Here is a 25,532-nt window from a genome sequence, read left to right as displayed (position 1 = left end):
GTATAGACCAGAGCGCGGTCATCGGATGACCCGGCCAGATCGGACAAGATTCGTTTGCGGTGCTGTCGCAAAGCGTGAAGATGAAGTCCATTTCCGGCGCGTCGGGCTCGGCAAACTCGTCCCAGCCTTTCGAACGCGCGAAGCTCGTATCGTAATTGAGGCTTTCGAGCAGCTGCAGTGCGAAGGGATTGACCTCGCCCTTCGGCTGCGAACCGGCGGAAAAGGCCTTGAACCTGCCGGCACCGATCCGATTGAGGATGGCTTCCGCCATGATGGATCGCGCCGAATTGGCGTTGCAAAGAAACAGCACGTTGTAGACATTATCGCTCATCTCAAGACCTCCCTGTCAGGCGACTGGATGATGGAGGCGGCAAATTCCGGTAAGTTACCCTTGCCGAGATGCCGACAAGGGCGACGTAGAAAGGTTTCACGACCGTTTGATGACAATCTGTCAGATCATACGCTTGCGTGCCGATGATCGAGTTGCGTTGACAGGCTTGCCGCTTTGGACATCTCTGCTATCGAATGAGAGAAAGCCGCATCGATGAGTGCGCCAGAGACCTTCGAAGGCGAAGACGGCGAGGCAGGCCGCGCGGCGGGTTTCTTCCGCTCGCGCTGGCAAGGCACGGCCCCGCTCGATCGGCTGTTCTGGCGCGATCTTGTCCTTGTCGGCACGGCGATCAACGTCGCAGTGTCGGTGCTGGCGCTCATCCTCCTCGGGCTGAAGCTGCCGCTCGCTCTCGTTCTGGCGGTGCATTTCGCGCCGGTGCCGTATAATTTCTTCCTGACTTTTGCGGTGTGGCAGACCGCCGAAAAATCCGGTGGCGTCAAGGCTTCGCTGATGACGCTGGGGGCTGTGCTGTGGCTGATCCTGGTGGTGGTGATCTGACAGGAAAGCGCTGCCCGGCAAAGGGCGGCCGCAGCGTCCTTTTGCCACCGTCGAATTCCTATCAGGCGGCCGGCTCGAATTTCAGCGCGACGCCATTGATACAATAGCGCAGGCCGGTCGGCGGCGGCCCGTCCTCGAAGACATGGCCAAGATGGCTGCCGCAGCGGGCGCAATGGCATTCGGTGCGGACCATGCCATAGCTGCGGTCGACGGTCGTCTCGACCGAACCGGGCACCGGATCGTTGAAGCTCGGCCACCCGGTGCCGCTCTCGAACTTCAGCTTGGATTCGAACAAAGGCTGGTCGCAGCCGGCACAGGAAAAGGTGCCGGCGCGCTTCTCGTGAAGCAGGGCGCAGCTGCCCGGCCGCTCGGTGCCGTGGTTGCGCATCACCGCATATTGCTCCGGCGTCAGCCGGGCGCGCCATTCGGCATCGGTGCGGGTTACGGGGTAGGTGTGACTATCCATTTTTGCCTCTTAGCTCATGCCGCTATTGGGGTTGTCTTCCCCCAGTTCGCTTAAAATAGGCATTTGTTACGGCGTTTGCCGGTATTTCCGGTCCTGCCGCGAAGAATTCCTCAGGCGATCGCCGCGAGATACCGCGCAACCGACGCTGCAAATGCCGTCTTTGCATCTCCGATGACGTTCTGGTTCCACCATGCGCCATAGATATGGTCGAACGCGAATGGCTCCAGCGCAGCCTCGATGCCGAGCACTTTCGCCGCATTGAGCGGGATGTAGTTGGGGTAGCTGTACATAAAGCTGACATGGCGGCGAGTCGGCGTCACCTGCAAGATGTCGCCGGCCAGGATGGCGTCGCCGCCCTCGCGTTTCCAGTGCAGCACCTGGCCACCGGCAAAGTGACCGCCGCAGTGGATAAGTGTCAGCGCGGGGCTTAGGACGCGGGTCTCACCTTCCCAACTGACAACAGCCGGATGCGGCCGCATGATCCACTTGCGATCATCGGCGTGCAGGTAGATCGGCACGCCGCCAAACGCCTCGCTCCACTCGACCATTGCCGAATAATAATGGCAGTGCGAAATGGCGATCGCGGCCAGGCCGCCCCGTCGGTTGATTTCGGCCACCGCCTCGTCGCTGACCATCGAGATGCAGTCCCACAGGACATTGCCATACGCCGTTTGCGCCAGCAGCGCCCGCTGACCGATGGCGAAGCGCGGCTCGACGCCGAAGCCTAGCAGACCGGCGTCGTCCTTGATCACGATCCGATGCCCGGCGGCGAGCGCTTCCGGCGTGATCCAGGCCTGGCCCTCCCAGCGCACATATTGCCGCTCGTCCTCGCAGATCGGGCAATGGTCCGGCGGCGCGGCTGCTGCCGTGAACTGGACGCCACATTGCAGGCAGAGGAAACAGGTCATCGGCCTTCCTGTCTTGCTTGCCGGAAATCCATTCAGTGCTTCCTTGAAAGTTGCTTCGTCGCGGCTTCGAGCCCGGCGAGCGTCAGCGGAAACATGCGGCCGCCAAAGATATCGCGGATCATGGCGATCGAATGGGTGAAACCCCAGTTCTTCTGGTTTTCCGGGTTGAGCCATACCGCGTTCGGCCATTGCTGCAGCAGACGGCCGAGCCAGACGACGCCGGCCTCCGGATTCCAGTGCTCGACCGAGCCGCCGGGATGCGCGATCTCGTAAGGGCTCATCGAAGCATCGCCGACGACGATCACCTTGTAGTCCGGGCCGTATTTGTGGAGGAGGTCGAAGGTCGGGATCACGTCCGCATGGCGACGGCGATTGTCCTTCCAAACGCCTTCGTAAAGGCAGTTGTGGAAGTAGAAGTATTCGAGCTGGCGGAATTCGGCACGGGCAGCCGAAAACAGCTCCTCGACGCTTTTGATGTGGTCGTCCATCGAACCGCCGACGTCGAAGAACATCAGCAGCTTCACGGCATTGCGTCGCTCAGGTCGCGTCTGCACGTCGAGATAGCCATGTTCGGCCGTGGCGTGGATGGTGCCGGGCAGGTCGAACTCCTCCTCGGCGCCTTCGCGCACCCAGCGGCGCAGCCGCTTCAGCGCGACCTTGATGTTGCGGGTGCCGAGTTCGACGGCATCGTCGAAATTCCTGAACTCGCGCTTGTCCCAGACTTTGACCCCGCGGCGGTTGCGGCTTTCATGCTGGCCGATGCGAACGCCTTGGGGATTATAGCCATAGGCGCCGAAGGGTGAGGTGCCGCCGGTGCCGATCCATTTCGAACCGCCCTGGTGGCGGCCCTTCTGTTCCTCCAGCCGCTTCTTCAGCGTTTCCATCAGCTTTTCGAAACCGCCGAGCGCTTCGACCAGCTTTTTCTCCTCGTCGGTCAGGTGCTTTTCGGCGAGCCGGCGCAGCCATTCCTCCGGAATGTTTTCGACATCGACCGCGTTTTCGCCAGCCAGCGCTTCGACGCCCTTGAAAACGTGCGAAAAGACCTGATCGAAACGGTCGATGTGGCGCTCGTCCTTCACCAGTGCTGAGCGGGCGAGATAGTAAAATCCCTCGACGTCATAGTCGATCAGCCCCGCCTCCAACCCCTCAAGCAGCGACAGATATTCCCGGAGCGAGACCGGAACCCGCGCTGCCTTCAGTTCGAGGAAGAAGGGGATGAACATCGCATTGCCTATAGCAGATCATACTCGATGAAGCCGGTCCGCCGCGCCACGTGGTCGTAGAGCTTTCGCGCTGTGGTGTTGGTTTCGTGGGTCATCCAGTAGACATTCTTGACGCCGACCTTGCCGGCTTCCTGCTTGACCGCTTCGATCAGGGCGGCGCCGACGCCCTTGCCGCGCACATCCGGGTCGGCGAACAGGTCCTGCAGATAGCAATTGTTCGCCTGCGACCAGCAGGAGCGATGATAGAGATAGTGCGTCAGGCCGACCGCCTTGCCGTCGAGGGTGGCGATGAATCCCTTCGGTTCGAACTCACCCGCCGTGAACAGGCGCTTCCAGGTGACGGCGTAGACCTCCTCCGGCAGTCTGGTTTCGTAGAAGTTGAGGTAGGCAGTCCACAGACGCTGCCAGTCGGCGTGGTCGGATTGTGCCAGTGGGCGGACGGTAATCCCGGTCATTTCATTTCCCTCCGAAGCTTTATGCCTAGGCTGCCTCGGTGCCCGGCCGCCGGCAACGGTCCAGCAACGGGAAAGCGCTGTCCGACGCGTATGCCCGGCCTTCGCTATGGCTCCGGGCGTTCGTCGCTCCAAAAGCCAAATCGTTGGCTTTTCGTCGGCCTTTGGCCGACCGCTCCTCACCCCTGCCTTCTCGCCATAAATGCCAGGCGCTCGAACAAATGCACGTCCTGTTCGTTCTTCAAAAGCGCACCATGCAATTTCGGCAGCGCATTCTTCGGATCGGCGCGCAGATCCTCGGGCGCGATGTCATCGGCGACCAAGAGCCTGATCCAATCGAGCGCCTCGGAGGTCGACGGCTTCTTCTTCAGGCCAGGCACGTCGCGGATCTCGTAGAACTGGGTCAATGCGGCGCGCACCAGGTTCTGCTTGATGCCGGGATAGTGCACGTCGACTATCCTGTGCAGCGTCTCGACGTCGGGGAAGCGGATATAGTGGAAGAAGCAGCGGCGCAGGAAGGCGTCCGGCAGTTCCTTCTCGTTGTTGGAGGTGATGATGACGATCGGGCGCACGGCGGCGCGGATCGTTTCGCCGGTCTCGTAGACGAAGAACTCCATCCTATCGAGTTCCTGCAACAGGTCGTTGGGGAACTCGATATCTGCCTTGTCGATCTCGTCGATCAGAAGCACGACCTTCTTGCCTGCGGCGAAGGCGTCCCACAGCTTGCCGCGGTTGATATAGTTCCTGATGTCGTTGAAGCGCTCGTCGCCGAGCTGGCTGTCGCGCAGCCGCGAGACGGCGTCATACTCGTAGAGGCCCTGCTGCGCCCTTGTCGTCGACTTGACGTGCCATTCGATCAGCTCGAGGCCGAGCGCCGCCGCCACTTGCCTGGCCAGTTCGGTCTTGCCGGTGCCGGGCTCGCCCTTGACCAGCAATGGCCGCTCCAGCGCAATCGCCGCATTGACCGCCACCATCAGATCCTTGTCGGCGACATAGGCCGCCGTGCCTTCGAAACGCATTCTTGCTCCTCGGTTTTGATGGGCAACCGTAAGGAGACAGTCCAGCCTGTGCAAGGCACCGCGGCGAGGCGCGGTGAAACCTCGTGTCGCGCAGGTCCCAGGCAGGGCTTTGTGACGAATTAAGCCGGCGAACATGGCCATCTCTCTGGCGCTTGGTCGATCGTCAGCCTATATTGCTCGTGACGGTCTGCGCTTCCCGGCAGGAGAACATTTTCCCCGGGGCCTTAATGATCCCTAGGGAGCTGTCCCTGGGAAGACCCGTGGGTTTTCTCATACGGCGCCCACCTACTTTGTAGGTTCCCGGGATCGCTCTCTCCACCGGTTGTGTGGATCGTCACCCATCAAAAAGGCCATCTTTGGCGGATTTTGTCGCACCGCTTTGTGCGGTGCTCACGAACGAAAAGTTCGCTCCGCTGATCTCATTTCGCCTGATCTTTTCACCGAACCGCTGACACTTTGGTGGATCATGCGGTAGAAAACGTCGCTCCTAAAACTCCATCCAAATCTGATCTTTTCTACCGTCCGCGCATGACAACCTCGAAAGACCTGAAAAGACATTTGCGACGCGAAGCACTCGGGCGCCGCGACGCGCTCGATCCATTCTGGCGGGTGGAGGCAGCGCTCGAAATGGCCGAGACGGCGCGGGACAGCATTGCGATAGAGCCTGGCCAGATCGTCTCCGGCTTCTGGCCGATGCGCTCGGAAGTCGATATCCGGCCGCTGATGTTCGCCTTGCGCGAAAAGGGAGCAAGGCTTTGCCTGCCGGCAATTCTCGACAAGACCACCATCGTCTTTCGCGAACTGGTGCGTGGCGCACCGATGGTCGACATGGGGTTCGGCACCGTCGGACCACATGAGGAGGCGGAGGTGCTCGATCCCCAGGTGATGCTCGTGCCGCTCGCGGCTTTCGACGCGCGCGGCCACCGGATTGGCTACGGCGCCGGTTATTACGACCGCGCGATCGCGCGGCTGGTCGACAAGGGGCAACCGCCGCGACTGATCGGCATTGCTTTCGACTGCCAGGAGGTGGCGCTGGTGCCGGACGAGCCGCATGACGTGATCATCTCGGAAATACTCACCGAGAACGGGTTGCGCCGGTTCGCGCCGAAATTGTAGATAAGTTCCTGGACGCATGGTCTTTTCCGAAAGTCATGCAGCTTTTTGGTTCGCTGACCTTCGGTTCGGGATCATGCTTATATGAGACTTCTCTTCCTCGGCGATATGGTCGGCAAGACGGGACGCACGGCGGTGTGGGAACAACTGCCCGGCCTGATCTCGGATTTCAAACTCGACTTCGTCATCGTCAATGGTGAGAACGCCGCCGGCGGTTTCGGCATCACCGAAGAGATCTTTCGCGAGACGATCTCGGCGGGTGCCGATGTCGTCACCACCGGGAACCATGTCTGGGACCAGCGCGACGCGCTGGTTTTCGCCCCGCGCGAGGAGCGGTTCCTGCGCCCGTCCAATTTCCCCAAGGGCACGCCGGGGCGCGGCTCCGGCGTCTACATTGCCAGGAATAGCGCGCGCGTTCTGGTCGCCAACATCATGGGCCGGGTGTTCATGCATCCCGAACTCGACGATCCGTTCCAGGCCGGTGAGCGCGAGCTTGCCGCCTGCCCGCTCGGCGAGCAGGCCGATGCGGTGGTCATCGATTTCCATGCCGAGGCGACCTCCGAAAAAATGTGCTTTGCGCATTTCGTCGACGGCCGCGCAAGTCTCGTCGTCGGCACCCACACGCACCAGCCGACCGGCGACCACCACATCCTCAATGGCGGCACCGGTTATATCTCCGACGCCGGTATGTGCGGCGACTATGATTCCTCGCTCGGCATGGACAAGGAGGAGCCGCTCAACCGGTTTCTGTCGAAGGTGCCGAAAGGACGCTTCGAGGCGGCGACCGGCCCGGCGACATTGTGCGGCGTCGGCGTCGACATTTCGGATCGCAGCGGCCTGACCGAGCGGATTGCGCCGTTTCGCCGCGGACCGCGGCTCGAGGAAACCGCGCCATCTTTCTGGTCGTGACATTGATATCAACGCCTGCGATACCTAACTGCCGGCGACACTGCTCTAGATCGTAAGAGGGGACGACCTCCATGCAGCTCATCGAATTCCTGGCGCCGGATTTCGCCTTTGTCTCCGATCCGACCGCGTGGGTCGCGTTGCTGACGCTGATCGTGCTGGAGGTTGTGCTCGGCATCGACAATCTGATCTTCATCTCGATCCTGACCAACAAATTGCCGGAGGCACAAAGGGCCCGCGCCCGGCGGCTCGGCATTTCCGCCGCGCTGATCATGCGGCTGGTGCTGCTTGCCACCATCTCGATCATCGTCCAGTTGACGGCGCCGGTATTCACCGCTTTCGGCCATGGCTTTTCCTGGCGCGATCTGATCCTGATCGCCGGCGGCCTATTCCTCGTCTGGAAAGCGACCAAGGAGATACACCACACGGTCGATCTCGAGGATCACCAGGACACGATGATGGGCGAGACGCTGCAGCTTTCGATGGCCGGCGCCATCTTCCAGATCCTGCTGCTCGACCTCGTCTTCTCGATCGATTCGATCATCACTGCGGTCGGCATGACCGACGAGATCGCCATCATGTACATCGCCGTTATCGTGGCAGTCACCGTGATGATGCTGGCGGCCGGGCCGCTCGCCAACTTCATCGCCAAGAATCCGAGCATCGTCATGCTGGCGCTGAGTTTCCTGCTGATGATCGGCATGACGCTGATCGCCGACGGCATGGGCTTCCATGTGCCGAAGGGCTACATCTACGCCGCCATGGGTTTTTCCGCCCTTGTCGAGGGCCTCAACATGCTGGCGCGACGTCGCAGAAAGGCAAAGGCCGGCGGGCACTAAGGTTGGCGCGCCGGTCTGGCGAAGCCGGTGCGTTCTAACTCGCCGGAACACCCTTCGGATGACGGTCGCCGATCAGACCAAGCGTCAGCCCTTGCTCCAGCCACGCCTTGGCGCCGGCGAGCACGAGCGCGAAGCCATCGGTCGAGCCGATCGCCTGCTTGACCTGTTCATCGGGGCTGCCGGCAAAACCGAAATTGCGAACCTCGACAAAGGTCGTGCCGCCCGGCATCTCGGTAAAAGTCCAGACCACCGTGGTCGGCGGATCGCTCCATTGTATGACGATCTTTTCGTTCCTGACGATCTCGCTGACCGTGACCGGCGCCGAGACGTCGTACATGCGCCATTCCCAGCGAACCTCCTTGCCGCTGTCGAGTCTGTCGCTGCCATGAGTGAACCAGAATTTCCGGGTGATCGCCGGATCGACGATGGCTTCGAACACTTCTGCGACCGGCCGCCGGATCAGCATGCCGGCTTCGGCGGTAGGTGTCTCGCGGATTTCCATGTCGTCCTCCTTCTCAAGTCGATGCCGCCCCTGTCGCCAGGCGTCGGGGTCACCAGGCGTCGGGTTCGCGCACCAGGTGGATAATATTGGCCGGATTGGTGATCCAGCCGCCGCGGAAATCTTCGCCGAGCGCCTCGATGGCGTCGCAGCGCACGACGCCGGCCTTGGCGAGGTGATCGGCTGCGGCCGGAAAATCATCGGTGAACAGCTCCAGCCAGACCTCGGCCTGGCTCAGCATCGGCGCCTCATCGATCCACAGGCGATTGGGGCCGAGCTCGAAACCAACAGCCGGCGCTTTGGCTGTGAACGGCTTCAGCCCGACGACATCGCGGTAGAAGGCGATCGTGTCCTGATATTGGTGGGGCGGCACTTTCATGGCGATGTTGATGCCGCCGGTGATCTTCGCAGTCATTCTTTCCTCCGTCTTCTCAGATATTGTCTTCACTGGCCGGTTCGCCCTTCATCTCGCTGCGGTAATAGCCGTCGCGCAAATTGATCCCGTATTCGACATAGGCCTTCATGCAGGCCAGCATCTGCGACCAGCCCTCGCAATTGAGGTAGGACTTCTCCAGGCCGACCGCGTCCTCGTGCCAGCCGGCCTCGGCGATGGTGACGAAGGTGCCGCCGTCGTCCAGCGGCTCGAAACTCATCTCGATGCGCGTCTTGTAAGCCGGCTTGCCGTCGGCGTCGGTGGCATCCCAGCGCAGCACGATGCGGTTGTTTCTCTCCACCTCGTCGACCTCGACCGGGACCTTGCCCCACCAGACGACCTTGGCGCCGGCCACCAGCGGGGCGCTGGCGCCGCCGATGGTGGTGAAATAGCCGCTGAGCTTCTTCGGATTGACGACCGCATCGAAGACTTCGGCGACCGGTTTGCCGATGCGGCCCGAAACCCTGAATCCAAGAGACATATCCACAGCTCCTTCCTTGATCCGATCGGTATTATGTTATAAAAATATAACATGTCAAGCAAGGCGCAGGATGACAATGTTTTCAAAGCGCTGGCGCATCCGCGCCGGCGTGCGCTGCTGGACGAGCTGAAGGACGCGCCGCGCACCACCGGCATGCTGTGCGATGCCTTTCCCGACATGGACCGCTGCACCGTCATGCTGCATCTGAAAGTGCTGGAGGAAGCCGACCTGGTCGTCGCGCGGCGCGAGGGGCGCGAACGCTGGAATCATCTCAATGCGCTGCCGATCAAGCAGATCCACGATCGCTGGATCAGTCAGTACGCCACGCACGCGATCAGCATTCTCGACCGGCTGAAATCCGATCTGGAAGGGTGAATGGCCGCAGGGATGCAGCTAGCGGACGTGTTGCGCACCACCGTTACGGCGCGGCTGGACGAATTGAGCCGATTTATCTATAAGCCGGCCATTCCGACATAGAGCGCCGTACGTCCACCCGGACGCACCAGGAACGTTCTGAAATTATGAATTCGAGCATTTTGGCAATAGGCGAGGTCTCGCTGCAGGATGCTCTGCCAAGAAGACGACAGGGGTGCCATGGCTGGCCATTCACAGTTCAAGAACATCATGCACCGCAAGGGCCGCCAGGACGCGGTGCGGTCGAAAATGTTTTCCAAGCTGGCGCGCGAAATAACCGTCGCCGCCAAGAGCGGCACGCCGGATCCGTCGATGAACCCGCGCCTGCGTCTTGCCGTGCAGAACGCCAAAGCGGTGTCGATGCCGAAGGACAACATCCAGCGAGCCATCAACAAGGCGTCGATGGGCGACGCCGAGACTTACGAAGCCGTGCGCTACGAAGGCTACGGGCCGGGTGGCGTTGCGCTGATCGTCGAGGCGCTGACCGACAACCGCAACCGCTCGGCGTCGAATGTGCGCGCTGCCTTCACCAAGGCCGGTGGGGCGATGGGCGAAACCGGCTCGGTGTCGTTCATGTGGGACCGTGTCGGCGAGATCTTCTATCCGGCGTCAGTCGGCAGTGCCGAGAAGGTCATGGACGCGGCGATCGAAGCCGGTGCCGACGACGTCCAGTCGGACGAGGAAGGGCACACGATCTATTGCGCCTTCGAGAACCTCGGCGAAGTATCAAAGGCGCTGGAAGGCGCGCTCGGCGAGGCTGAATCGGTGAAGCCGATCTGGAAGCCGCAAACCAACATCGCGGTCGACGAGGAGCGGGCACAATCGCTGATGAAGCTGGTCGCGACGCTCGAGGACGATGACGACGTGCAGAGTGTCTACGCCAATTTCGAGGTCGACGACGAGACCATGGCGAAGCTCAGCGCCGCATGAGCACAGCTCAGCCCAGACCTGAGCGAGCTCAGCCCAGACATGAGCGAGCTCAGCCCGAAGACATGAGCAAAGCTCAGTCTGACATGAGCAAAGCTCAGTCTGACATGAGCAAAGCTCAGTCTGACATGAGCAAAGCTCAGTCTGACATGAGCGAGCTCAAGTCCGAGTTGACCCCACAGGCGCTGCCTCAGGTCCGCATCACCTATTGCACGCAGTGCCAGTGGCTGCTGCGGGCCGGCTGGATGGCGCAGGAGCTGCTCTCGACTTTCGGAACGGATCTAGACGAGGTCACGCTGGTGCCGGGCACCGGCGGTATTTTCACCATTTCCTGCAACGACACGCTGGTCTGGGACCGCAAGCGCGACGGCGGCTTTCCCGACGCTGCAAGGCTCAAGCAACTGGTTCGCGACGTGATCGATCCGGATCGCCATCTCGGTCATGCCGATCGTAAGGGCCACAAGTCAAAAGACCCTGCCTGACGCAAGGTCTTTTAGATTTCTGGCCTCATTCACCGCCACGCCACGATGAAGCAGCCCAGCGCCACGATGGCGGTAATGGTGCGGACGTGGTTCCACATCACCCAGTCCCTGAGATAGGTGGCCCACACGGCGGCGCCGTTGGCGCTTGCCGGATCGACGGCGGCCAGCGCGTTGTTGAGCGGCACGTTGAAGATCATGGTCACGATCAGGTTGCCGACGACATAGATCAGGGCGCCGGCGAGAAGCCAGAACGAACCCGGCTGATTCCAGCCGAGAATGGCGCCGACAACGAGGACGAGGCAGACCAGTCCGGTGCCGAAAAGCACGGTCATGAACATCGGCGTCACCGCAGTGACGTTGATCGAATTCATGGCGGCGATGCCGCCCGCGGCAGGCAAGCGGGCGAGGCCCGGCATGACGAAGCTGGATAAGGCGAAGAAGACACCAGCGACGACGCCCGAGCCGAGCGCGGCTACGAAGGTTAGGGTAGGGAGCAGTTTCATGATCATGTCAGTTGCTCCAGATGCCCGTAGCGGCGGTTTCGATTGCGTAGGCGGAGAAGTCCCTTGGCGCTCGGCCGAGCACGCGCTCGACGCCGTCGGCTAGCACCTCGTTGCGGCCGTCAAGCACCTCGGTGAACAGTTCGTTGAGCAGCCAGGCAAACTCGGCCGGCAGCGCGTGCGCGGCGATTGCGGCGGCGAACTCGGCATGCGAAATCTGCTTGAAGCCGATGTTGCGGCCAGCTGCCTTGCCGATCGCGGCGACCGCGTCGGCGAAACTCAGCAGCCGCGGCCCGGTCAGCTCGTAAAGCTGGCCGATATGACCTTGCCGGGTAAGCACCGTAACGGCGGCGTCGGCAATGTCCTCGGCGTCGACGAACGGTTCTCCGACATTGCCGACCGGTAGTGCCACTTCACCTGCAAGCAGCGGATCGAGCAAAAAACTCTCGCTGAAGTTCTGGGCAAACCAGGCGCAGCGCAGGATCGTCCAGTTGGCGCCTGAGGATTTCAGCATCTCTTCGGCGCGTTGCGCTTCGGTTTCGCCACGCCCCGACAGCAGCACCAGCCGGCGCACACCGCGCTCCACGGCATGGTTGGCGAAGGCGCCGACCGCTTCGGCGGCACCCGGCACCGCAAGATCGGGATAGTAGCTGATGTAGACGGCCCCGACACCATCAAGCGCGGGTTCCCAGGTCGTGTTGTTTTCCCAGTCGAAGGGCGGCGTGCCCGAGCGCGAGCCAATCCGCACTGGCAGGCTCTGCGCCGTCAGCCGGTCTGCGAGACGACGGCCGGTCTTGCCGGTGCCGCCGAGGATTAAAGTCGGTTTCCGTACTGTGTCGATCATGGGTGATTTCCTTTGTTCACAAACATGAGTAATCCTCACATTTGCAAAACGTGATAAACCCTCGTATTTTGCGAGTCAAGCCAACTTGTTGATCATTCGCTAGGAGACAGTGATGGAAGGCTCGATCGTATCGGGTTCACAGGATGGCCAGATCGCCTCGCCGCGCCGGGCGCCAAGCCAGCAACGCAGCCGCGAACGGGTCGAACGGATGCTTGCCGCCGCCTCCGCTTTGATGGCCGAGCAAGGCAGCGATGCCATGCGCATGGGCGAAGTGGCGGAACGGGCCGGCGTGTCGATCGGTTCGCTCTACCAGTTCTTCCCGGACAAGCGGGCGATCGTCTGGGCGCTGGCCGAGCGCTACACCGCGGAAAGCCAGGCCTGCATCGCGGCAGCACTTGCCGAGGTGAGCGACGTGGAAGGGCTGCGGCGGGCGTTTTCCGAGCTGGTGGATATCTATTACGGGCTGTTCCTGGCGGAGCCGGTGATGCGTGACATCTGGTCGGGCACACAGGCCGACAAGGCGCTGCGCGAACTCGAGCTTGCCGACAGCCGGGCCAACGCCGAATTCCTCACGGCGGTCCTAAAACGGCTGCGGCCTGCCGCCGATCCGGCGGCGCTGGAAACGACGGCGTTTCTCATCTGGCAGATGGGCGAGGCCACCATGCGGCTGGCAATCTCGGTCGGGCGGCAAGAAGGCGACGACCTGGTCGCCGCCTATAAGCGGATGGCGCTGCGCGAACTAGTCGGCGAATAGAGCCGGAGACTACCGGCCGAAATAATCCCGTAGCATTTCGGTGCGCTCATCTTCCGCGCAATCGCCATGCGGCCGAGGCTGAACCGGCCTCTATGAAGGGCGACAACGGCCAATGCGCAGTTTACGGTCGGGTCGTCCGCCGAAACTGCCAGATCCCGCAAGGCCAATTCGAAAAGGATCTGCCACGCAGTTTTGTAGTGTGGTTCGATCCAATCCGGAACCGGCGGGTTCCGGTCGTAGGCCAATCGCGCTTCTTCGATCGTCGCGGCCAGACCGTAAGCTCCCCAATATACGGGAGTTTCGCCTTCGGAGATGCGAGCCAGTTCCACAACCGCGGCGTAAGATGCGTCTCCAACATCGCCCTGATGATGCAGTTCGTTCCAGAGCTCGTCCCAGACCGACTTGTCATCGTAGTGAACGGCCAGCCTTCGCAAGGCCGGCCGTGGATCATAAACGACCTTGTATCCGCCCGTGAGGCCGGACCATCGTTCATCGTTGAATGCCATCGTGTCGCCGCCCTTCGCCAACCAGTCGACCCTCCTGTGCCGGGTGGCTCCAGTCAACAAAAAACCCGCCACGAGGGCGGGTTCTTGATCTGCGAAAGGCCTGCGGCTTAGAGGCCGAAACCTTCGAAACGCTTCTTGAACTTCGACAAGCGGCCGCCGCGGTCGAGCAGGGTCTGCTGGCCGCCGGTCCAGGCCGGATGGGTGGTCGGGTCGATGTCGAGGTTCATCGTGTCGCCCTCCTTGCCCCAGGTCGAACGGGTCATGTATTCGGTGCCGTCGGTCATGACGATCTTGATGGTGTGGTAGTCGGGATGGATGTCGGTCTTCATTGTGCTATTCCTGGTTCGCCGGCGCTGCTGACGGGCATAAGCCTGCGTCGATGCGCCCCTTTTTAAAACTCGAAGCCGCAGCTATTGAGGAGCCACGGCTTTTAAAAACGGTCGGCGAGCCTATACATCAGCCGGAATTGAATCACAAGGCCGCGACAAGCGCATATTAAGGCGCATACAAAAAGAGCCAGAGGAAACGGTTATGGCGCACTCCAGCGGCGATGCAGACGAGCGTAGGCGCTCGCTCAAGCCGCTGCGGCGCCTGTTCCCCTATATCACCCGCTACCGTAAGATGGTCATTGGCGCGGTCGTCTCGCTGACCGTAGCGGCGGCGACGACGCTGGCGCTGCCGCTGGCCGTGCGGCGCATGATCGACCACGGCTTTTCAGCTTCCGATTCCAGTTTCATCGCCGAGTATTTCGCCATGCTGGTGGTGATGGCTGCCTTGCTCGCCGCGGCGTCGGCCAGCCGCTACTATTTCGTCATCACGCTGGGCGAGCGCGTCGTCGCCGACATCCGCAACGACGTGTTCCGCCATGTCACGACGCTGTCGCCATCTTTCTTCGACACCGCCCAGTCGGGCGAGATTGTGTCGCGGCTCGCCGCCGACACAACGCAGATAAAATCGGCGGTCGGTGCCACCGCTTCGGTGGCGCTGCGCAATGTCATCCTGGGGCTCGGCGCCGTGGCGATGATGGTCTTCACCAGCCCGAAACTGTCGGGCCTCGTCATTGCCGCTATCCCGGTGATCGTGCTGCCGCTGGTCGCCTTCGGCCGCTCGGTGCGGCGCAAATCGCGGCTGGCGCAGGACACGCTGGCCGACGCGACGGCCTATGCCAGCGAGCAGATCGGCGCGGTGCGCACCCTGCAGGCCTTCACCAACGAGAAACTGGTCACCGGGAATTTTTCATCTGCCGTGGAAGCCGCGTTCGAGGCGGCGCGATCTTCGATCTTTGCCCGATCTTTCCTCACCTTCTTCGCCATCTTCATGATCTTTTCCTCGGTGGTGGCGGTGCTGTGGTTCGGATCGCGCGACGTGCTTGGCGGGACGCTGTCGCCGGGCACGCTCGGCCAATTCCTGCTCTATTCGGTGTTCGCCGCCGGCGCGCTCGGAGCGCTGTCGGAAGTGTGGGGCGAGCTTGCCCAGGCGGCGGGTGCTGCCGAACGGCTGACCGAGATCCTGGCCGAGAAGCCCGCGATCCAAGCCCCCGCGCATCCGAAACTGCTACCGGCGACGGCCAGAGGCGCAATAAGTTTCGACGACGTATCCTTCTCCTATCCGGCTGGGCCCGACCGCGCCGCCGTCCGCGGTCTGAGTTTCCAGGTCATGCCCGGCGAGACGGTGGCGATCGTGGGCCCGTCGGGCGCCGGCAAGAGCACCGTCTTTTCGCTGCTTCTGCGCTTCTATGACCCCGAGATCGGCAAGATCATGATCGACGGCGTTAATGTGCGAGAGGCCGATCCCGTCGCCATACGAGAGCGCATCGCCATCGTGCCGCAGGATGTCACCATCTTCGCGGCCAGCGCGCGTGACAATATCGGCTTCGGCCGTCCGGACGCCAGCCAGGCCGAGATCGAGGCGGCGGCCAAGGATGCGCTTGCCGACGAGTTCATCCTGAAGCTCGAGAAAGGCTATGACAGCGAGGTCGGCGAGCGCGGCGTGACCCTGTCCGGCGGCCAGCGCCAGCGCGTGGCGATTGCCCGCGCGATTCTGCGGGATGCGCCGATCCTTCTGCTCGACGAGGCGACCTCGGCACTCGACGCCGAAAGCGAGACGCTGGTGCAGACGGCGCTGGAGCGGCTGATGCAGGGCCGCACCACCATCGTTATCGCCCACCGGCTGGCGACGGTTCTGAAGGCCGACCGGATCCTCGTCATGGATGGCGGCTGCATCGTCGAGGAAGGCACCCATCAAAGCCTCGTTGCCAAGGGCGGTATCTATGCGCGGCTGGCCAAGCTGCAGTTCGAAACCGGATCGAATGCTCTCAGAGGTGCCGCGGAGTAGATCCTTCCACTGGCGTCAGTTCGCTTCGGCGTCCGAATAGGCGAATTGTAGTTCCAAGCCGAGTTGTCGTTGATCTTCTTGAGGGATTTCAAATAAGGGCCGATACTCTTGGCGGGAATCCGGTCATTGAGAGTCTTGAGAAACCAGTCGACCTCAAATTCGGTGGAGGTGCTCGTCCAACGAGCCTTGAATGCAACGTAGGGCGTAATCACGTCGTCATTGTCCTCAGGGCCTACGAAGTGGGCCTTCAAATTTCTGACGGTGCACCGGTGTCGTCGAAAGATCGGGCTGCCTAGCCAGATTGGCGCGCTCCTTTCGAGGAGGTCGGGCTCCGGCAAATATCTGATGCCGACATCCGATTTCAGAGCAAAGTCCTTGGAGAGGTTATCGGCATCGAGATCGCCTGCCGACAGATCGTAGGATTCGGTTACCGAAACCAGATTCTTGTCGCGGCTGTCGTTCGTCACCAGCGGCCCCAGGCTTTTCATTCCGGGATACTGGCGATTGTAATATTTGAGATAGTCGTCCGCGATCCTTGCCGCCGATTGCGAGACAAGCTTATAGCGCATGCTATCGGCATCTGCGCCCCAATAGGTCGTGGTGACGGTCAGTTTGAGCGGCTCGCCTTTGCGTTTGGGGAAATCGAATACCTCATTCACAAAGGTGGTCGGCTGGTAGAGCTCCTTTCGTTCTATCTTTTCCATTCCCGCCTTGTCGGCGACAATGGGCAGAGCAAAGCCGTAGTCGGGCGGTATAAGATTATCTGCCCTGCCTCCCTGCAGATAGTTGGTCGCGTCTATCCAGTAGGTCTGGCTGTCGATGGCGACCTTCACGATAACATGGTCAAACGCCCTTATCGTCGGGAGTATCGTGGCGAGAGCAAGCCCTTCGTCAAGATCTGTGAGAGCCAAGTCCGCGTGGATTCCCAGTCGCCGCAGGCTGGAGGCGAGAAGCAGCGCCTTGTCCTTGCAATCTCCGAAGCTGCTTGCCACCACGGTCGTCGGGCTGCGCGGGATATAGGAACCACGGCCCATGGACAGGCTGACATAGCGGATGTTGTCCTGGACCAAGCGCATCGCCTCGATCATCCTGTCTTCTGGCGCATCGTATTTCGCGGCAATGGCATCGAGCTTCGCTGCGAAATCTGCCGGCAGTTCCTGGTCGAGCCGATAATACGGAAGAACCGTGTCGACGATATCTTGCCATTTAGACGTCGAAGAGATTTCGATGGATGGGTATGTGCGAAAGTCCGGCGGCAGATATTCCTGCGATTTCACCGGCGTCGGGTTGGCGCTTTGCCAAAGATAGGTCGTCGTTTCTCCGGTAGACTGGACATCCGGGCGTATGTCCGTCCTGACCTGTCGGACATTCAGGGGCTGCACCGTTGGCCACGTCACTCTTTTGCGGATCAAAGCGATTGGTTCGTCCCAGGCCACGGCAAAGGAATGGAAAAGGAGATCCGTGCCGATGATCGGAGTTCTGACCGTGGTCTTGCCATAATCGACGATGTCTCCGACCCGGACATCGTTGATGTTCAGGTAAGCGGTCAGCCAACCATCGAAGAGGCCCTTCTCCGCATCCCTCTCGCGCCGAAACACGTCGAACTCAGCATCGGAAAGATGCTGGATCACCACGCCGTCGCGAATGATGTCGATCCAGTTCACGGTGACCTCGGACGTCGCAGGATCGAATTCAAAATTTATGCTGGCGCCGCGTTCCAGGCCGGTGCGGTCGACGATCTTGTAGGCATAGCGGTCGAAGACCTCCAATCCGCCGGGGCGCTTCCGGATCTGATAATCCGACAGCAGGTTGGATATGCCGTTCTTGATCTGGCTGTCGAATTGCGGATCGGCCTTGGGAAGCGCGACTGGCTCGATCCAGTCGCCAACGCTGCCCTTGTGCACGGTTGTACCGGCCATGGCCGGTACAACCGTGCAAATGACAATCAATACGGTGAGTCTTGCCAATATAGTAAGTCTTGCGGCCACTGTTGTCGCCGCCTGAAAGTGCCTTGCCCGCCCCATGCCCTGCACGTCCCCAGATACAGTCGAATGCCACTAGTGATAGAAAAGTAAATTGCGTCCTGCAAGGCAGGGTGGCTCGGCTAGGACCGAGAATGGTGAATCATCTTCGAGAACCCCAATGATCGGTCAGGTGGGATGGATGGGAGGGGGTGCCGTCTTATGCGCCGTAGCGCTTTTTCAGGTGATCGGTGAAATGCGCGGCGTTGAGTTTCTCGCTGGTGGCGCGTTCGAGCAGGTCGGGCGTCGACCAGCGCGAACCTTGCGACCAAATCTTTTCATGGCGCCAGTCGTTGATCGCCGCGAAATTTCCCGTGGCGAGGTCTTCGTCGGCCGAAGGATGGTCTCTGGTCAGCGCCGCCCATTGCTGCGCCGCCATCATGGCGCCCAGCGTATAGGACGGGAAGTAGCCGAAGGCGGCACCCGGCCAGTGCACGTCCTGCATCGGCCCGTCGGCCGGGTTGTCGATGGTCGACAGGCCGAGATAGTCGCGCATCTTGGCGTCCCAAGCCTCGGGCAGGTCGGCGGCCTCCAGCCGCCCCGAGACAAGCTCCTGCTCCAGCTCGTAGCGCAGGATGACGTGCAGCGGATATGTGACCTCGTCGGCGTCGACGCGGATCAGCCCGCGCTCGACCCTATGAACATGCGGCAGGATGTCGTCGATCGACCAGGTCTCGCCCAGGTGCCGTTCGACCACCGGCAGCGCCCAGCGCCAGAATTCCGGGTTGCGGCCGATCTGCTTTTCGACGAACAGGCTCTGGCTTTCATGCACGGCCATGCCGCGCGCTTTGCCAAGCGGCCAGTGCGCCCATGCCTTCGGCAGGTTCTGTTCGTAAAGCGCATGGCCGGTCTCGTGCAGCACTCCCATCAGTGCCGACAGGAAGTCGGAGGTCTTGTAGCGGGTGGTGATGCGCACGTCGCTCGGCACGCCGCCACAGAACGGATGATGCGAAACCGAAAGCGAGCCGTGGGTGAGGTCGAAGCCGACCGCCGCCATCATGGCGAGGCCAAGCTCGCGCTGCTTTTCGATCGCGTAGCTGCCCGAAAGCGGCTTCAGAGGGTTTTTCGCCAGCCGCTCTTGCTGCACGGCCAGTGCCTCCGGTACGAAATCCCTAAGGAAGGTCTTCAGCTCGGCGAAGACCGGCGTGATGTCGGCGGCGCGGTTGCCGGGATCGTACTGCTCCATCAGCGCGTCGTAGGGATCGAGGCCGAGCACGTCGGCGCGAAGTGCTGCTTCCTCGCGCACTAGCGCCACGACGCCTTCGAGCGCCGGCAAAAATCCTGCCCAGTCGTTTTTCGCCCGCAGGTCGCGCCAGAGCTGCTCGGAGCGCATGCGCGCGGTCGTTTGGCGCTCGACGAATTCAACCGGCAGGCAGGTCAGGTTGGTATACTGCCGCCGGAACTCCTTGACCGCTGCCTGCTGTTCTTCGTTCAGCGTTTCCTGCTCGGCCGCAGCGATCCAGTCGGCGATCTCCGGCGCGGTCGCTCTGGCGTGATGCATGCCGGCCAGCGCCGACATCGCCTCGGCGCGCTTTTCGCCGCCGCCAACGGCCATATGGGTCGCCTCGTCGGCGCCGAGAATGGCGAGCGCATGCTCCAGCGCTTCGAGCTTGTGACCGAGGTCGTCGAGTTTTTGAAAGGACATGATGGGTTCCGCTGAATTTGAACGGCGGGAAAAGATACCAATGCGTGGGCATTGGCAACCCTGAAGGCCGTCAGCGAAGGGCACATTGGTTGCTAGCTGAACGCCGCAATGCGTCTTGCGGGAGCGGTGGCGTGCGTGATCAATATCGCAAGGCGGCGCCGTGCCGCGACGGGAGATGAAGCATGATCGCCAACGTGCTGGTCGGGTTGGTGGCGCTGATCCACCTCTACATCGTCTATCTGGAGATGGTGCTGTGGAATACGCCACGCGGCCACAAGGCGTTCAAGCTGACGCCGGAATTCGCCAGCGCATCGAAAGTGCTTGCGGCCAACTTTACGGCTTTCTCGCAGCCGGGCTGATCTGGGGGCTTTACCTCGGCGAGGCCGGTTTCCAGATCAAGGTGTTTTTCCTGCTCTGCGTCGCCATCGCCGGCCTCTACGGCGCGGCGACGGTCGATAGGAAAATCCTCTACATCCAGACTCTACCGGCAGTGCTGGCGCTGATCGTACTTTGGCTGGGCGCATGACCCCGAAAAATCGGAATCAATTTTCGGAGCACGGATCTGCTGCGGGCCTTCGGTGCGGAACGGATCTGCGCAAGAATCAAACGATCATGCGCAAGATCGAACTGCGGCGCTGTAATGGAGGGTTTCAGCCTTTCGGATAGTTTGGGCCATAGCCGTTCCGCCATCGCCGCCGCTGCCGATGAGGAAGGCGCTGCCGGTGGCAGCCCGCAGCTTCTGACTCACATGATCGAGCTGCGCCAGCAACTGCTGATATTGCGTGGTCGGCATCGTCCCATCTCGCGCGGCCCTCTGGGCGGCCCGATCAAGGTGAGCGACCTGCGTGCGCAAGTCACGCGCCTCGACCGGCTTGATCCTGTTGGCCTGCATGGCGGCGCGGATACCGGTATCCACGCTCTCTATCTGGTTTATCAAAACTGTCTCACGCGGGCTGGCGTAGGCGCCAGCAAATGGAACGGTGACGAGAAGTGCGGCGAGCGTTGCAGTCCTGAGGGTTTTGGGAGTGAAAGAGCGCATGGTTGCGTCTCCTTTTACTGGGGAAGGCGGCGGTTGGGACGCCGCCTTCCGGCCGTGGGCCGTCGGTTCCGTCGGGCGCGATGGACGCTTCCACCGCCGGCGGTTCTCGGCCCGGTGACATAGCTAGGAGCGATCCTCGGCAAAGTGTAATCAAAAAAGGTAATCTTTTCAGGCCTTGCTAGCCCGCATTGTCGCCCTAAATGCGGCCGCCGCTGGAGCCGGGGCGATCAGCGCTCGGTCAGTTTCAGCTCGATGCGGCGGTTCTTGTTGCGTGCATCTTCGGTGTCGGCGGGGTCGAGCGGCTGGAATTCACCGAAGCCGGCCGCAACCAGCCGGTTGGCCGGCACGCCGTTTTCGATCAGGAACTTCACCACCGAGGTCGAGCGCGCCGTCGACAATTCCCAATTGTCGCGGTAGCGGCCGGTTCCCGATAGTGGCTTGTCATCGGTGTGGCCGTCGACGCGCAGCACCCAGTTGATCTCCGGCGGGATCTCCTTCTGCAGGTCGATAATGGCGTCGGCGAGCTTCTTCATCTCGTCCTTGCCGGCATCGTTGATCACTTCGGAGCCTGTCGGGAAAAGCACTTCCGACTGGAAGACGAAGCGGTCGCCGACGATGCGGATGTTCTCGCGATCGGCGAGGATCTCGCGCAAGCGCCCGAAGTCGGACCGATAGCGGTTCAGTTCCTGCACCCGTTGCGCCAGCGCGACGTTCAGGCGGCGGCCGAGATCGGCGATCTTGGTGTTGGACTCGCGGTCGCGCGTTTCGGATACGTTGAGCGCTTCTTCGAGCGCTCCGATCTGCCTGCGCAGCGCCGCGATCTGCTGGTTGAGGATTTCGACCTGGCTCAGCGCCTGCTGGCTGATCTGGCGCTGGTTGTCGAGTTCACCAGAAAGCGCCGTGGCGCGCTGGTTGGCCGCGTCGCCGGCACCGGCGCCTTGCGCCAGCAATTGCTCGAGCCGGCTCTTTTCCGCCTCCGACGCCGACAGCGACGCCTGCAAATTGGCGAGCGAATCTTCCTTGTCCTGCGTCGTCGAGCGCTCCAGCGCCAGAAGCTGGGTCAGTTCGTTTATCTGCAAGTTGAGGCGGTTGAGTACCGTGTCCTTGCCGGAGATTTCGCGGCCGAGCAGGAACTGCGCCAGCACGAAGACGGTGAGCAGGAACATGATCGCCAGCAGCAACGTCGACAGCGCGTCGACGAAGCCTGGCCAGTAATCGATACGGCGATCGGTACGCCGGCTCCTGGCGAGAGCCATGCTAATGGACTCCGGTCTTCTTCAGGGCGTCGGCGATCTTCTCCAGCGTATTGCGCATAGCCTTCTGCTCGTCCGACTGGGCCTCGACCCAGTCGCGCATGATCTGCTGCTCCGAGCGCATGTTCTTGACCAGGCCCGAAATGCCGTCGGCAAGGTTGGCCATGGCGGTGGCGACACGCGGATTGGCGCCGCCGCCGCTTTCCTGCATGCTGCGCAGTCTTTCCGACAGGACGCGGATCTCGTCGGAGGACTCGGTCTTCGGCGGTTCGGCGACGACGATGTCGGACGACAGGTCGGTGACCGAGGACAGCCAGTTTTCGAGCTCGGTGTAGAAGCGTGTCTGGGCGCGGCCAGCCTGCAGGTCGAGGAAGCCGAGCACCAGGGAACCGGACAGGCCAAACAGCGACGACGAGAAGGCGGTGCCCATGCCGGCGAGCGGCGCGGAAAGCCCCTGCTTCAGCGATTCGAGCACGGCGGCGGCATCGCCGGAGCCGGGATCGAGCGAGTCAATAGTTTCGCGGATCGAGCCGATCGTGTTGAGCAGGCCCCAGAAGGTGCCGAGCAGGCCAAGGAACACCAGCAGCCCGACAAGATAGCGCGAGGTGTCGCGGCTTTCGTCGAGGCGGGTGGCGATCGAATCGAGCATGGTGCGCATCGAGCTGGTCGAGAAGGCGATCGTCGACGAGCGGCCGATCATCGCCTTCATCGGCGCCAGCAGCACCGGTTCGGTGGTTTCGGAGCCGGCCCGAAATGAGTTGACCCAGCGCACTTCGCGAAACAGCCGGCCGACCTGCACGAAGGCCAGCAGGATGCCGACCGCAAGCACGCCGATGATCAGGCCGTTGAGACCGGGATTGGTGGCAAAGGCGTTCGAGATCTGACGGGTCAGGATGGCGGCGATGAAGGCGACGATCATCAGGAAGATGACCATGGTCAGCAGAAAAACCTGCGGGCTCGACAATTTGTGCGGGTCGTACATCAGGACGTCGGAGCGTCTGCCCACGCCGAAGGATTTGAGTAAAGCCATCCGTGCCCCGTTTCCGATGCCGTCAATTCACGTTTGACGGCGACTCTAAACGCAATTGTGACCAAATTGAATGGCGCTTGGCAATATTGCCGGCCGGACCATTGGCGTCAGAGTCGGTTGATGACCAGGCAGTCGACCATGGCGGCAAGATGCAGGCCGGCGCCGGTGACGACAAAGCCGTGCCACAGCGCATTGTGGAAGCGCAGGCCCTTCCAGGCGAAGAAGATGACGCCGCAGGAATAGACGATGCCGCCGGCAACAATCAGCGCGATCGATGTCGTCGGCAATGTCTGGACCAGCGGCTCGACAAGAACGATGCCGCTCCAGCCGATGGCTAGATAGAAGACGATCGCCAGCCGGTCGAAGCGGCCGGGAAGAAGCACTTTGATGGCGATGCCGATCGCTGCCGCGAGCCAGACCAGGACGATCATCGAGATGGCAAGCGGCGAGCCGTCGAGCTGGGCGAGGAAAGGCGTGTAGGTCGCGGCGATCAGCAGATAGATCGCGGCATGGTCGAAGCGCCGCAATATCCACTTGGCCGGCGACGACACCGGCCACAGGTTATAGGCCAGCGACACCGACAGCACGGTGAGCAGCGAAACCACGTAGAAAGAGGCGGCGATATATTCGCCCGGACCGGCATGGAAGGAGGCCAGCGCCAGCAGCGCCGAGCCGGCGGCAATGGCGAGCACGATGCCCACCGCATGGACGATGCCGTCGGCGATCATTTCGGCGCGCGAATAATGCCAGCGTCCCATGAAGGGGATTTCGATCCGGGATTCGGGGCCGATATACGTCATGAATGATCCTGCATCCCCTTATCTGGGCGGATGCGGGGCAGTATTTCAAGCGTTGGTTGCGGTTTTGCGACTGCGGCGGTTCAGCGCGCCAAGTCCGCTAGCTAGAGCTAGCGCGGCGTCACCGGCTTCCTGACGACCTTCAACAGCGCACGCTGGATGATCTCGTTGCCGGCGACGATCGAGCCGCCATCCAGCATGTTCTGCCCGCCGGAGAAGTCGGAGATGAAGCCGCCTGCCTCGCGGATCAGCAGGATGCCGGCGGCGATGTCCCAGGCCGACAGGCCGGTTTCCCAGAATCCGTCCATGCGGCCGGCAGCGACGTAGGCGAGATCGAGCGAGGCGGAGCCGAGGCGGCGCACGCCCGAGACTTCGGCCATCACGTTGCGCAGCTCGACCAGGAAATTGCCATGCTGACCGCGGCCGAGATGCGGCACGCCGCAGCCGATCACCGTGTCGATCAGCTTGGTGCGGCCGGCGACCCGCAACCGGCGGTCGTTCATAAAGGCGCCGCCGCCGCGCTCGGCAGTGTAGAGTTCGTCCATCGCCGGATTGTAGACGACGCCGGCGACGATCTGGCCCTGACGCTCCAGCGCGATCGAGATGGCGAAGAGCGGAATGCCGTGCAGGAAATTGGTGGTGCCGTCGAGCGGATCGACGATCCAGCGGTGCTGGCCGTCGTCGCCTTCGATCAGGCCGCGCTCCTCCATCAGGAAGGCGTAGCCCGGCCGCGCCTTCGACAGCTCGGTGAAAAGGATGTCTTCGGCCTTGCGGTCGGCCTGACTGACATAGTCGCCCGGCCCCTTCATCGAGACCTGCAGGTTCTGGACTTCGCCGAAATCGCGCGACAGCGAGCGGCCGGCCTTCATGGCGGCCTGGACCATTACATTAAGGATCGCGGAACGCGCCATTGTACTTTTTCCTGCTGCGCTTCTTCCTGCTGCCGGCGCTTTAGTCGGCGCGGCGCACGTAAGTGATTTCGTTGGTGTCGACGATGATACGTTCGCCCGACCCGATGAACGGCGGCACCAGCACGCGGATGCCGTTCTCCAGCATCGCCGGCTTATAGGATGAGGCGGCCGTCTGACCCTTCACCACTGGATCGGCCTCGGTGATGGTCAACGTCACCTGGTCGGGCAGTGAAATGCCGATCGGCCTTTCATCATAGAGCTGGACCGTCACCATCATGCCGTCCTGCAGGAAGGCGGCGCGATCGCCGACGAAATCCTTTTGCAGTTCAAGCTGCTCGTAGCTTTCGGTGTCCATGAACACCAGCGCTTCGCCCTGCTCGTAGAGGTAGGAGAAATCCTTCATCTCCAGCCGGATCTGTTCGACGGTTTCGGCGGAGCGGAAACGCTCATTAAGCTTGGTGCCGTTGATCAGGTTCTTCAGCTCGACTTGGTTATAGGCGCCGCCCTTGCCGGGCTTGACAGTGTTGGTCCTGACCGCCACCCATAGGCCGCCGTCATGTTCGATGACGTTGCCGGGACGGATTTCGTTGCCATTGATCTTGGCCATGATGATGTGATCCGGAATGAGATATTCGCGATGAAAGCGATTTGGCGCCTCCAAGACCACAAATCGCCAGGAGAGGCAAGGGAGTGGGCAAGGGAGTGGGCAGGAGGGGAGTAGGGGCGGAGCCATCTCCTCGTCAGCATTCGCTGCCAGATAATTCACCGTCCGCGACGCTCTACGGCAGGCGGTTGGCCATCTGCAGCGCCTGCTTCGTCTGGTCGTCGGTCAGGCCCCGCAGAAAAT

General features: G+C 61.8%; 30 protein-coding genes, 1 other RNA gene and 1 pseudogene. 11 read left to right on the top strand and 21 right to left on the bottom strand.

Going from position 1 to position 25,532, the window contains the following annotated elements; all coding sequences use genetic code 11:
* The coding region (locus tag EOA85_RS04720) for an arsenate reductase ArsC (RefSeq protein ID WP_164759487.1) at positions 1 to 331 on the bottom strand (331 nt) is incomplete at its 3' end.
* A gap of 213 nt (positions 332 to 544) precedes the next feature.
* Here EOA85_RS04720 and EOA85_RS04715 point away from each other — a divergent pair.
* Positions 545 to 889 carry a hypothetical protein gene (locus EOA85_RS04715; RefSeq protein ID WP_127208556.1) on the top strand — a complete coding sequence of 115 codons (345 nt, stop codon included), beginning with the start codon at positions 545 to 547 and terminating at the stop codon, positions 887 to 889.
* Positions 890 to 950: 61 nt separating this feature from the next.
* On the opposite strand, the gene msrB is transcribed toward EOA85_RS04715, so the two are convergent.
* The 5 genes from msrB to EOA85_RS04690 form a co-directional block, all read right to left on the bottom strand.
* The gene (gene msrB, locus EOA85_RS04710) at positions 951 to 1,355 is read right to left on the bottom strand and encodes a peptide-methionine (R)-S-oxide reductase MsrB (RefSeq protein WP_095518018.1); all 405 of its coding nucleotides are present in this window, start codon (positions 1,353 to 1,355) and stop codon (positions 951 to 953) included.
* A gap of 110 nt (positions 1,356 to 1,465) precedes the next feature.
* Positions 1,466 to 2,263, bottom strand: a complete 798-nt coding sequence (locus EOA85_RS04705) for an MBL fold metallo-hydrolase (protein ID WP_127208555.1) — start codon at positions 2,261 to 2,263, stop codon at positions 1,466 to 1,468.
* Positions 2,264 to 2,295: 32 nt separating this feature from the next.
* Complete coding sequence (locus EOA85_RS04700) at positions 2,296 to 3,486, bottom strand: VWA domain-containing protein (RefSeq protein WP_127208554.1); 1,191 nt, start codon at positions 3,484 to 3,486, stop codon at positions 2,296 to 2,298.
* 8 nt (positions 3,487 to 3,494) lie between these two features.
* A complete protein-coding gene (locus tag EOA85_RS04695) occupies positions 3,495 to 3,941 on the bottom strand; it encodes a GNAT family N-acetyltransferase (RefSeq protein ID WP_127208553.1) in 447 nt (148 codons plus the stop codon).
* A 176-nt stretch (positions 3,942 to 4,117) separates the two neighbouring features.
* Positions 4,118 to 4,957, bottom strand: coding sequence for a MoxR family ATPase (locus EOA85_RS04690; protein WP_127208552.1), 840 nt, complete (start codon positions 4,955 to 4,957; stop codon positions 4,118 to 4,120).
* A gap of 181 nt (positions 4,958 to 5,138) precedes the next feature.
* Between EOA85_RS04690 and ssrS the strand changes: the two genes are divergently transcribed.
* From ssrS to EOA85_RS04670, 4 genes are all read left to right on the top strand, one after another.
* Positions 5,139 to 5,294, top strand: a non-coding RNA gene (gene ssrS / locus EOA85_RS04685) — 6S RNA.
* A gap of 191 nt (positions 5,295 to 5,485) precedes the next feature.
* Positions 5,486 to 6,073 (top strand): 5-formyltetrahydrofolate cyclo-ligase, encoded by a 588-nt coding sequence (locus tag EOA85_RS04680; protein ID WP_127208551.1) that lies wholly within the window; start codon positions 5,486 to 5,488, stop codon positions 6,071 to 6,073.
* An 81-nt stretch (positions 6,074 to 6,154) separates the two neighbouring features.
* Positions 6,155 to 6,979: a YmdB family metallophosphoesterase gene (locus tag EOA85_RS04675; RefSeq protein ID WP_127208550.1), complete on the top strand. Its 825-nt coding sequence runs from the start codon at positions 6,155 to 6,157 to the stop codon at positions 6,977 to 6,979.
* 71 nt (positions 6,980 to 7,050) lie between these two features.
* Positions 7,051 to 7,815 carry a TerC family protein gene (locus EOA85_RS04670; protein WP_127208549.1) on the top strand — a complete coding sequence of 255 codons (765 nt, stop codon included), beginning with the start codon at positions 7,051 to 7,053 and terminating at the stop codon, positions 7,813 to 7,815.
* Between the two features lie 34 nt (positions 7,816 to 7,849).
* Here the strand turns inward: EOA85_RS04670 and EOA85_RS04665 are convergent, their stop codons facing one another.
* From EOA85_RS04665 to EOA85_RS04655, 3 genes are read right to left on the bottom strand one after another with little or no spacing between them, the layout of a single operon-like run.
* A complete protein-coding gene (locus EOA85_RS04665; RefSeq protein WP_127208548.1) occupies positions 7,850 to 8,317 on the bottom strand; it encodes an SRPBCC family protein in 468 nt (155 codons plus the stop codon).
* A gap of 49 nt (positions 8,318 to 8,366) precedes the next feature.
* Positions 8,367 to 8,729 carry a hypothetical protein gene (locus EOA85_RS04660; RefSeq protein ID WP_127208547.1) on the bottom strand — a complete coding sequence of 121 codons (363 nt, stop codon included), beginning with the start codon at positions 8,727 to 8,729 and terminating at the stop codon, positions 8,367 to 8,369.
* Positions 8,730 to 8,745: 16 nt separating this feature from the next.
* Positions 8,746 to 9,228, bottom strand: coding sequence for an SRPBCC domain-containing protein (locus EOA85_RS04655; protein ID WP_127208546.1), 483 nt, complete (start codon positions 9,226 to 9,228; stop codon positions 8,746 to 8,748).
* A 51-nt stretch (positions 9,229 to 9,279) separates the two neighbouring features.
* On the opposite strand from EOA85_RS04655, the gene EOA85_RS04650 reads away from it, so the two are divergent.
* The 3 genes from EOA85_RS04650 to EOA85_RS04640 all read left to right on the top strand — a co-directional run bounded on the left by EOA85_RS04650 (position 9,280) and on the right by EOA85_RS04640 (position 11,051).
* Entirely contained in the window at positions 9,280 to 9,603 is a 324-nt protein-coding gene (locus tag EOA85_RS04650) for a metalloregulator ArsR/SmtB family transcription factor (protein ID WP_029348930.1), read from the top strand.
* Between the two features lie 219 nt (positions 9,604 to 9,822).
* Positions 9,823 to 10,572 carry a YebC/PmpR family DNA-binding transcriptional regulator gene (locus EOA85_RS04645; RefSeq protein ID WP_023800014.1) on the top strand — a complete coding sequence of 250 codons (750 nt, stop codon included), beginning with the start codon at positions 9,823 to 9,825 and terminating at the stop codon, positions 10,570 to 10,572.
* A gap of 146 nt (positions 10,573 to 10,718) precedes the next feature.
* Entirely contained in the window at positions 10,719 to 11,051 is a 333-nt protein-coding gene (locus tag EOA85_RS04640; RefSeq protein ID WP_127208545.1) for a SelT/SelW/SelH family protein, read from the top strand.
* Positions 11,052 to 11,080: 29 nt separating this feature from the next.
* On the opposite strand, the gene EOA85_RS04635 is transcribed toward EOA85_RS04640, so the two are convergent.
* Positions 11,081 to 11,560, bottom strand: a complete 480-nt coding sequence (locus tag EOA85_RS04635) for an anthrone oxygenase family protein (protein WP_127208544.1) — start codon at positions 11,558 to 11,560, stop codon at positions 11,081 to 11,083.
* Between the two features lies 1 nt (position 11,561).
* Positions 11,562 to 12,395: an NAD(P)H-binding protein gene (locus EOA85_RS04630; protein ID WP_127208543.1), complete on the bottom strand. Its 834-nt coding sequence runs from the start codon at positions 12,393 to 12,395 to the stop codon at positions 11,562 to 11,564.
* A gap of 112 nt (positions 12,396 to 12,507) precedes the next feature.
* Here EOA85_RS04630 and EOA85_RS04625 point away from each other — a divergent pair, with 112 nt between their 5' ends.
* On the top strand, positions 12,508 to 13,149 hold the full coding sequence (locus EOA85_RS04625; protein WP_127208542.1) for a TetR/AcrR family transcriptional regulator: 642 nt from the start codon (positions 12,508 to 12,510) through the stop codon (positions 13,147 to 13,149).
* On the opposite strand, the gene EOA85_RS04620 is transcribed toward EOA85_RS04625, so the two are convergent.
* Both EOA85_RS04620 and rpmE read right to left on the bottom strand, forming a co-directional pair.
* On the bottom strand, positions 13,110 to 13,655 hold the full coding sequence (locus EOA85_RS04620) for a hypothetical protein (protein ID WP_245485613.1): 546 nt from the start codon (positions 13,653 to 13,655) through the stop codon (positions 13,110 to 13,112). The genes EOA85_RS04625 and EOA85_RS04620 overlap by 40 nt on opposite strands.
* A gap of 107 nt (positions 13,656 to 13,762) precedes the next feature.
* Complete coding sequence (gene rpmE, locus EOA85_RS04615) at positions 13,763 to 13,984, bottom strand: 50S ribosomal protein L31 (protein WP_065011237.1); 222 nt, start codon at positions 13,982 to 13,984, stop codon at positions 13,763 to 13,765.
* A 202-nt stretch (positions 13,985 to 14,186) separates the two neighbouring features.
* Between rpmE and EOA85_RS04610 the strand changes: the two genes are divergently transcribed.
* Positions 14,187 to 15,989, top strand: coding sequence for an ABC transporter transmembrane domain-containing protein (locus EOA85_RS04610; RefSeq protein WP_127208541.1), 1,803 nt, complete (start codon positions 14,187 to 14,189; stop codon positions 15,987 to 15,989).
* On the opposite strand, the gene EOA85_RS04605 is transcribed toward EOA85_RS04610, so the two are convergent.
* On the bottom strand, positions 15,923 to 17,908 hold the full coding sequence (locus EOA85_RS04605; RefSeq protein ID WP_164759486.1) for a DUF3857 domain-containing protein: 1,986 nt from the start codon (positions 17,906 to 17,908) through the stop codon (positions 15,923 to 15,925). The two genes, EOA85_RS04610 and EOA85_RS04605, sit on opposite strands and share 67 nt — an antisense overlap.
* Before the next feature lie 262 nt (positions 17,909 to 18,170).
* Entirely contained in the window at positions 18,171 to 19,655 is a 1,485-nt protein-coding gene (locus EOA85_RS04600; protein WP_127208539.1) for a carboxypeptidase M32, read from the bottom strand.
* 182 nt (positions 19,656 to 19,837) lie between these two features.
* Here EOA85_RS04600 and EOA85_RS04595 point away from each other — a divergent pair.
* Positions 19,838 to 20,181, top strand: a pseudogene (locus EOA85_RS04595) (DUF1304 domain-containing protein).
* A gap of 84 nt (positions 20,182 to 20,265) precedes the next feature.
* Here the strand turns inward: EOA85_RS04595 and EOA85_RS04590 are convergent.
* From EOA85_RS04590 to efp, 6 genes are all read right to left on the bottom strand, one after another.
* Complete coding sequence (locus EOA85_RS04590; RefSeq protein ID WP_206523242.1) at positions 20,266 to 20,694, bottom strand: hypothetical protein; 429 nt, start codon at positions 20,692 to 20,694, stop codon at positions 20,266 to 20,268.
* 227 nt (positions 20,695 to 20,921) lie between these two features.
* Positions 20,922 to 21,950, bottom strand: a complete 1,029-nt coding sequence (locus EOA85_RS04585; RefSeq protein WP_127208538.1) for a peptidoglycan -binding protein — start codon at positions 21,948 to 21,950, stop codon at positions 20,922 to 20,924.
* Position 21,951: 1 nt separating this feature from the next.
* Positions 21,952 to 22,977 (bottom strand): MotA/TolQ/ExbB proton channel family protein, encoded by a 1,026-nt coding sequence (locus tag EOA85_RS04580; protein WP_127208537.1) that lies wholly within the window; start codon positions 22,975 to 22,977, stop codon positions 21,952 to 21,954.
* Between the two features lie 107 nt (positions 22,978 to 23,084).
* A complete protein-coding gene (locus tag EOA85_RS04575) occupies positions 23,085 to 23,777 on the bottom strand; it encodes a hemolysin III family protein (RefSeq protein WP_127208536.1) in 693 nt (230 codons plus the stop codon).
* A gap of 107 nt (positions 23,778 to 23,884) precedes the next feature.
* Positions 23,885 to 24,685, bottom strand: a complete 801-nt coding sequence (locus EOA85_RS04570; RefSeq protein WP_127208535.1) for an inositol monophosphatase family protein — start codon at positions 24,683 to 24,685, stop codon at positions 23,885 to 23,887.
* A 40-nt stretch (positions 24,686 to 24,725) separates the two neighbouring features.
* Positions 24,726 to 25,292: an elongation factor P gene (gene efp / locus EOA85_RS04565; protein WP_065011342.1), complete on the bottom strand. Its 567-nt coding sequence runs from the start codon at positions 25,290 to 25,292 to the stop codon at positions 24,726 to 24,728.
* Positions 25,293 to 25,532: the final 240 nt, after the last annotated feature.

The sequence above is a fragment of the Mesorhizobium sp. M5C.F.Ca.IN.020.29.1.1 genome, assembly GCF_003997375.1.
Taxonomy (GTDB): domain Bacteria; phylum Pseudomonadota; class Alphaproteobacteria; order Rhizobiales; family Rhizobiaceae; genus Mesorhizobium; species Mesorhizobium wenxiniae.
This window is presented reverse-complemented; position numbering and strand designations above follow the sequence as displayed.